This window comes from Parashewanella curva, from assembly GCF_003675895.1.
Taxonomy (GTDB): Bacteria; Pseudomonadota; Gammaproteobacteria; order Enterobacterales; family Shewanellaceae; genus Parashewanella; species Parashewanella curva.
Window position 1 is genome coordinate 1 of record NZ_ML014944.1, and the last position, 1,166, is coordinate 1,166.

Genomic DNA, 1,166 nt, shown 5'->3' on the forward strand with positions numbered 1-1,166 from the left:
CGACAACACAATAACCTAAACCAATCCCCGCAGCGCCAATACCGCCTGTCGCTAAACCAGCACCTGTAGCTATCGAAGCAGAGAGCACCGTCTCAGCTGAAGGGAGGTGTTGATATATTTGATTGGCGGTATCTTCAAGCTTATTAACTAGCCCTAGTGCTGAGGAAAAGGGTAAGGTTGCCATGCCCATAATGTTTAACCTTAATACATTTCAAGTGTGCTTTTATATTTGTAGAAATGTTAAACAACGTATTGATAGTAAATCTCTTTTTGTGAACAAAAGTTAACTTATTACTTGGATTGAAAATTCATTAGGTAAAAAATATTAGAATAAGCAATTAATTATGACTTTTCGAATGGATGTCTTGGCTTATGAGTCACAAGAAGTGGGGCTTTTACTCTAAAGCGTTTTGGGGCAAAGCCGAGTCAGCCTTTGTTCAGAACTGATTCACCAGTGGACAAAACTTTCCCAGCCTAGTGGCTGGCATGAGTTTGGACAGTAACGCGTTCGACTAAAAACTCTACCAAGCCTTATTTTGAAAAAATAACTCACGCTTTCATAACCTCAATTGATGCCATTTTTTGTATAATTTACTTCGAGCCCTTTCCATTCATTCGCTAACAGGCTTTACCTTTGCTGAATAATGTTAAGATCTGGCTGGCCAAATCGGTCAATCAGGTGTTATTTCTACTGATATTCAGTGTCATCAAAAAGCCTTCCTCTCGCCAAGGGCTTAAATTAATACACCGTATACAGGGCAGTCTACTCAACATTTATAATCATCGAGCGGAAAGAGCGATAACTCGTTTTTTTATCGGAGGGAGAAAGAACTGGCTGATTTTACGGTTTCGCTGCTCTAGGAGTTGAACAGTAAACGCTTTGAGTGCTGTTCTGACGCATCTCCCTCTAAGCTGTTTCATCTTTTTTATGCATGTTTTACTGTTTTCTAATCAGTTTCATCCTGATAGTACGACTTACCTAGCAGGTAAATAAAATGGCATATGCAACCTCTGTCGACACCAATAACTATAATTTTTGTAACTCAAGTTTCGGAGTTCAAATCCAACAATAAAAATCGTTTATCATGTTGATATTTAAAGAAAAGGTAAGGGTTTGCGTGTTATAATCTTGTTGCTTAGACAAAAACTAAAACACACAAACCCTT

1 protein-coding gene is annotated in these 1,166 nt (G+C 38.4%); it reads right to left on the minus strand.

Translation table 11 applies throughout. The features are described from left to right. Positions 1–190: hypothetical protein (locus D5018_RS21350; protein ID WP_133309375.1), on the minus strand; the 190-nt coding region annotated here is incomplete at its 3' end. Positions 191–1,166: the final 976 nt, after the last annotated feature.